Here is a 5848-nt window from a genome sequence, read left to right on the forward strand (position 1 = left end):
CCGGCCCGGCGCCGGCTCGCCACGGTGCGCACCACCGTGGGCGCGGTGGCCACCGCCGCTGCCACCATCCCCGCCGAGCTGGCGCTGCGGGCGATCACGTTGAAGAACCGGCCCTATCTGCCGATCTGGTTTCATCGCGGCCTGTCGCGGGCGATGGGTGTGTCCATCCGCACCCATGGCGAGCCGCTGCGCGCCGGCCCGGTGCTCTATGTCGCCAATCATCTCAGCTGGTCCGACATCCCGGTGCTGGGCGCCCGCATCCGGGCCAGCTTCGTGGCCAAATCGGAAGTGGCCGGCTGGGGCCCGGTGGGCTGGCTGGCGAGCTTTGCCCACACCGTCTATGTCTCACGCGACCGCCGCCACAGCACCGCCGCCCAGAAGAACGAGATCGCCCGGCGACTGCGGGCCGGCGGCTCCATCATCCTGTTCCCGGAAGGCACCAACAGCGATGGCACCCAGGTGCTGCCGTTCAAGTCCGCGCTGTTTTCGGTGGTGGATGACGTGCCGGGCCTGGTGATCCAGCCGGTGACGATCGCCTACACGCGCATCAACGGCCTGCCGGTGACGCGCCGCGAGCTGCCCGATCTGGCCTGGGTGGGGGACACCGAGTTGGCGCCGCACGCCACGGCCTTCATCGCGCTGGGGCGGGTGACGGCCGACATATTGTTCCACCCGCCGGTCGATCCGGCCGCCTTCCCAGATCGCAAGCGCCTGGCCCTTCATTGCCATCAGATGATCCTGTCTGGCTATCGCCGGCTGATGCGCGGCGAGCCGCCTTTGGGCGGGCGTGTTGACGGATGACCGCTGCTGCCAAACCGGTTATGGAAGGCGCAAGCTGCTGGAGCCGGATTGCCTCGTGACCTCTTCTACCCCCGACCCTGACGACCACCCGCGGCCGCAGCGCTTTCACGTCAAGTCCTTCGGCTGCCAGATGAATGTCTATGACAGCGAGCGCATGGGCGACCTGCTGTCAGCGCACGGCATGGAGGCGGTGGACAGCACCGACGCCGCCGACATCGTGGTGCTGAACACCTGCCACATCCGCGAGAAGGCGGCCGAGAAACTCTATTCCGATATCGGCCGCCTGCGCAGCCCCCGCGCCGATGGCAGCCGGCCAACCATTGTCGCGGCCGGTTGCGTGGCCCAGGCCGAAGGCGCCGAGATCGCGGCCCGGGCGCCGGCGGTGGACGTGATCGTTGGCCCGCTCGCGTATCACCGCCTGCCCGCCCTGCTGCGTGAAGCGCAAGCCGGCCGCGCCATCGATACCGACATGCCGGCGGTGCCCAAGTTCGATGCCCTGCCGCCGCGCCGCGCGGCGCAGGCCACGGCCTTCCTCACCGTGCAGGAGGGTTGCGACAAGTTCTGCACCTTCTGTGTGGTGCCCTACACGCGCGGGCCCGAAACCAGCCGCCCGGCCGCCGACCTGATCGCCGAGGCGAGAGGCCTGGTGGCGCGCGGGGTGAAGGAGATCACGCTGCTCGGCCAGAATGTGAATGCCTATCACGGTGGGCTCACATTGGCGGGGCTGATCCGCGAACTCGCCGCCATCGATGGGCTGGAGCGCATCCGTTACACCACCAGCCACCCGCGCGACATGGATGACGCGCTGATCGCCGCCCATGCCGAGGTGGCGAAGCTGATGCCCTATCTGCACCTGCCGGTGCAGTCCGGCTCCAGCCGCATCCTGAAGGCGATGAACCGGGCGCACACGCGCGAATCCTATCTGGCGACGCTGGCGAAGCTGCGCGCGGCCCGGCCCGACATCGCACTGTCTGGCGATTTCATCGTGGGCTTCCCCGGCGAGACCGAGGCCGATTTCGAGGACACGCTGCGCATTGTCGAAGAGGTGCAGTATGCTGCCGCCTTCAGCTTCAAATACAGCATCCGCCCCGGCACTCCGGCCGCCACCATGGCCGATCAGGTGCCGGAGGCGGTGAAGGACGAGCGACTGGCCCGCCTGCAGGCCGCCATCACCGCCGGCAGCCTGGCCTTCAACCGGGGCACCATCGGCCGGCGCTGCGCCGTGCTGCTGGAACGGCCGGGCCGCAAGCCGGGGCAGCTGATCGGCAAGACGCCGTGGCTGCAATCGGCGGTGGTGTCCATTCCGGGCGCCGCAATCGGTGATATTGTCGACGTCGAGATTGTCGGCGCCATGCCCAACAGCGTCGAAGCCGTGCCCGTCAGCCACCAGGAAAGCGCAGCCGCCTGATGTCGAAAAAGCCCCAGCGCGGCGCGCTTGCCGCCACCGATCGCGTCAAGCTGGAGATCGCCTTCGACAAGGTGCAGCTGCTGGGGCCGCTGTTCGGCCAATATGATCAGAACCTGATCGCGCTGGAGGGCCAGCTCGGCGTCTATATCAGCGCCCGCGGCAACAAGGTGGTGGTGGAGGGCGAGGCCGATGCCGCCGCCCGCGCCCGCGACGTGCTGACCGGCCTCTACCAGCGCCTGCTGCGCGGCGAGCAGATCGACACCGGCGACGTGGTCGGTGCCGTGGCCATCGCGTCGGATCCCTCACTGGATGGCCTGGTGCACGCCGAAACCGGCCTCGCCACCACGGCGGCCATCCGCACCCGCCGCAAGACGATCGTCGCCCGCTCGCCCACCCAGGTGCGCTACATCGAGGCGCTGGGCAGCTCCGACGTGATCTTCGCGCTTGGCCCGGCCGGCACCGGCAAGACCTATCTGGCGGTGGCGCAAGCGGTGAGCCAGCTGATCTCCGGGTCGGTGGACCGGCTGATCCTGTCGCGCCCGGCCGTGGAGGCCGGCGAGCGGCTGGGCTTCCTGCCCGGTGACATGAAGGAGAAGGTCGACCCCTATCTGCGCCCGCTCTACGATGCGCTGTATGACATGCTGCCCGCCGAGCAGGTGGAGCGGCGGCTGGCCTCCGGCGAGATCGAGATCGCGCCGCTGGCCTTCATGCGTGGCCGCACCCTGGCCCATGCCTTCATCATCCTCGATGAAGCGCAGAACACCACGCCGCTGCAGATGAAGATGTTCCTCACCCGCTTTGGCGAGCGCAGTCGCATGGTGATCTGCGGCGATCCCAACCAGGTCGACCTGCCGACACCGGGCGCGTCGGGTCTGGCGGATGCGGTGAAGCGGCTGGACGGGATCGAAGGCATCAGCACCCTGCGCTTCTCCTCCAGGGAAGTGGTGCGCCACCCCATCGTTGGCCGCATCGTCGATGCCTATGAAGGCCCGCCGAAAGACGCCTGATGCTGGTCGTGGAAACCGATATCGTTGCCGGCGACTGGCCGGCCGGGCCGGATTGGCCCACGCTGGCGCGCGACGCGGTGGCCGCCGCGCTGGCGCAGACCCCCCATGCCGAACTGGCCGAGGCGCCGATGGCCGTCGAAGTGGCGGTGCGGCTGACCGACGATGCCGAGGTGCACGGCCTCAACCGCCAGTATCGCGACAAGGACAAGCCGACCAACATCCTCTCCTTCCCGATGCTGGCGCCCGACATGCTGGTGTCGGTCGCCAACAGCGATGATGGCGAGGTGCTGCTGGGCGATCTGGTGATGGCCGCCGGCACGGTGATCGCCGAAGCAGCCGCCAAGGGGTGGCCGATCGCCGCCTATGTCCAGCACCTGATTGTGCACGGCACACTTCACCTGCTAGCCTACGATCACGAAACGGGAGAGGCGCAGGCCAACCATATGGAGGCGCTGGAGCGCGCCGCCTGTGCGGCACTGCGTCTGCCCGACCCGTACGAAGGATGACGACCCACAATGCCCGAGGGCGACAGTAGCAGCGGCGAAAGCCCGATACGATTGCGCAGCGGCCGCTGGTGGCGGCCGATCCGGTCCCTGTTCGGCCGCGCCGCCGAACCCACCCTGCGCGAAAGCCTGGAAGAGGCGATCGACGAGGCCGAGGCCGACGCCGACAGCGGCCCCACCGGCAGCTTGGGCGACGACCTCGGCCCCGTCGAACGCGCCATGCTGCGCAACATGCTGCACCTGGGCGAGGCCAGCGCCGGCGACATCGCGGTGCCGCGCGCCGACATCATCATGTTCGATGCCGATCAGGGCTTCCCGGCACTCGTCAGCCTGTTCCGCGACGCCGGCCACAGCCGCATCCCCGTGTGGCGCGGTGACCGCGACAACATCATCGGCATGGTGCACGTGAAGGATGTCTATGCCCGCATCGCCGACACGTTTAGCGATGCCGTCTCCTCAGCCCCCCTCCAGGGCCTGCCGATCGAGCCGCTGCTGCGCGAAGTGCTCTTCGTGCCGGCCTCCATGAAGATCGTCGACCTGCTCGCCCGCATGCGTGCCGGGCGCACCCACATGGCCATCATCGTCGATGAATATGGCGGCTGCGACGGCCTCGTCACCATCGAGGACCTGGTCGAGGAGATCGTCGGCGACATCGAGGACGAGCATGACGAGGATGAAGCCGCCCTCATCCAGGAAGTCGGCGACCGCCTCTGGGAAGCCGATGCCCGCCTGCCCATCACCGAACTGGAAGAAACCCTGGGCGGCAGCCTCGCCGAAGACGTGGGCGAGGATGTCGACACGCTCGGCGGCCTCGTTTTCATGCTCGCCGGCCGCGTGCCGGCGCCGGGCGAGCACGTCGACCACGCCGCCGGCTGGCGCATCGAAGTCATCGACGGAGACCCGCGCATGGTGAAGCGCCTGCGTATCCAGGCGGTGCCGGTCTAACCCCGGCTGCCGAACAGCGCGCTGCCCACGCGCACCACAGTGGAGCCGAGCAGGGCCGCCGTCTCATAATCGCTCGACATGCCCATGGAGAGGCCATCCAACCCCAGCCGCCTGGCGTGTTCGGCGAGCAGGGCAAAATAGGGGGCGGGCTCCACGTCGGCGGGCGGCACGCACATCAGGCCGACGATGTTGAGGCCGGCCCCGCGTGCCTGTTCCAGCAGCGCCGTCAGATCGGCAATGGCGCAGCCGCCCTTTTGTGCTTCGTCGCCGATGTTGACCTGGAGATAGCAGGCGGGGCGCTTGCCCGCCGCCGCCTGCGCCTTGGCCAGCGCCGTCACCAGCGAGGGGCGGTCGACGCTGTGGATCACGTCGAACAGCGCCACGGCGTCGGCGGCCTTGTTCGATTGCAGCTGGCCGACGAGGTGCAGGGTGATGCCTGGCGTTTCGGCCTGCAGCGCCGGCCATTTGCCTTGGGCTTCCTGCACCCGGTTCTCGCCGAAGTGGCGCTGGCCGGCGGCAATCAGCGGGCGGATGGCATCGGCATCGAAGGTCTTGGAGACGGCGACGAGCAGGGGGAGATCGGTGCGGCCGGCGTCTCGGCAGGCCCGGGCCAGGTCTGCCCGCACGCTGGCGAGCCGGTCAGCAGCGTCGCTCACGTGATCAGAAGGCGATGCTGGTGCCGAGGAAGACGGCCTGATCGTCGCGGTTGGGCGTCACCAGGCTCGGCGGTTCCGGGGCGATGCGATAGCGCAGGCCGCCGGTCACCGAGAAGCGCGGCGCCAGGCGATAGGCGCCGCCCAGTTCCACCGAATAGCGGCGCGAAAGCGGCGCGAAGGCCAGCGGCTGGCTCTGTTCCGCGCTGCCTTCCAGACGGGTGCGCCACTTGTTGCCGCCATAGGACAAGCCGAGGTTGACGGCATCGGTCATCTGCCCCGGCAGCGGTGCCACCAGGGTCGGCTCGGCATGGCTATAGCCGGTATCGACGGCAAAGCCCTGCCAGCCCAGCGAGACGTTGACGCTGTAACCGCGCGGCACCACGAAGGCTTCCACCGGCGCGGCCGCCTTGGAGCGATCGACCACCGGCGTGGCCACCCGCGCCGCCACGCCCAGCGACAGCGCGCGGCGATTGTCGAGCTGGCCCGACGGCGTGAAGCGGAACCCGCTGGCCGACAGCGACTGGGGCT

The 5848-nt window shown here is 69.1% G+C and carries 7 protein-coding genes; 5 read left to right on the forward strand and 2 right to left on the reverse strand.

Translation table 11 applies throughout. From position 1 onward, the window contains the following. From GJV64_RS10570 to GJV64_RS10590, 5 genes are all read left to right on the forward strand, one after another. Window positions 1-801, forward strand: an 801-nt coding sequence (locus GJV64_RS10570; protein WP_164157197.1) for a lysophospholipid acyltransferase family protein, incomplete at its 5' end; no start/stop codon positions are given. 55 nt (window positions 802-856) lie between these two features. After that, on the forward strand, window positions 857-2209 hold the full coding sequence (gene miaB / locus GJV64_RS10575; protein WP_268920642.1) for a tRNA (N6-isopentenyl adenosine(37)-C2)-methylthiotransferase MiaB: 1353 nt from the start codon (window positions 857-859) through the stop codon (window positions 2207-2209). Continuing rightward, the gene (locus GJV64_RS10580; RefSeq protein ID WP_164157199.1) at window positions 2209-3216 is read left to right on the forward strand and encodes a PhoH family protein; all 1008 of its coding nucleotides are present in this window, start codon (window positions 2209-2211) and stop codon (window positions 3214-3216) included. Before miaB ends, GJV64_RS10580 begins: the two co-directional genes overlap by 1 nt. Then, a complete protein-coding gene (ybeY, locus tag GJV64_RS10585; protein ID WP_164157200.1) occupies window positions 3216-3722 on the forward strand; it encodes an rRNA maturation RNase YbeY in 507 nt (168 codons plus the stop codon). Before GJV64_RS10580 ends, ybeY begins: the two co-directional genes overlap by 1 nt. A gap of 51 nt (window positions 3723-3773) precedes the next feature. Continuing rightward, a complete protein-coding gene (locus GJV64_RS10590) occupies window positions 3774-4664 on the forward strand; it encodes a hemolysin family protein (protein ID WP_235927698.1) in 891 nt (296 codons plus the stop codon). On the opposite strand, the gene GJV64_RS10595 is transcribed toward GJV64_RS10590, so the two are convergent. Together GJV64_RS10595 and GJV64_RS10600 are read right to left on the reverse strand one after the other, a co-directional pair. Then, window positions 4661-5320 (reverse strand): YggS family pyridoxal phosphate-dependent enzyme, encoded by a 660-nt coding sequence (locus GJV64_RS10595; RefSeq protein WP_164157202.1) that lies wholly within the window; start codon window positions 5318-5320, stop codon window positions 4661-4663. The genes GJV64_RS10590 and GJV64_RS10595 overlap by 4 nt on opposite strands. 4 nt (window positions 5321-5324) lie before the next feature. After that, a partial coding sequence (locus GJV64_RS10600; protein ID WP_164157203.1) for a hypothetical protein occupies window positions 5325-5848 on the reverse strand: 524 nt, incomplete at its 5' end.

It is taken from the genome of Sandarakinorhabdus rubra, assembly GCF_010994245.1.
Lineage (GTDB): Bacteria > Pseudomonadota > Alphaproteobacteria > Sphingomonadales > Sphingomonadaceae > Sandarakinorhabdus > Sandarakinorhabdus rubra.

Excerpts from the sequence above, each read along its gene's own strand:
- ybeY (WP_164157200.1), top strand. The coding sequence starts at position 3,216 with ATGCTGGTCGTGGAAACCGATATCGTTGCCGGCGACTGGCCGGCCGGG.
- GJV64_RS10580 (WP_164157199.1), top strand. The coding sequence starts at position 2,209 with ATGTCGAAAAAGCCCCAGCGCGGCGCGCTTGCCGCCACCGATCGCGTC.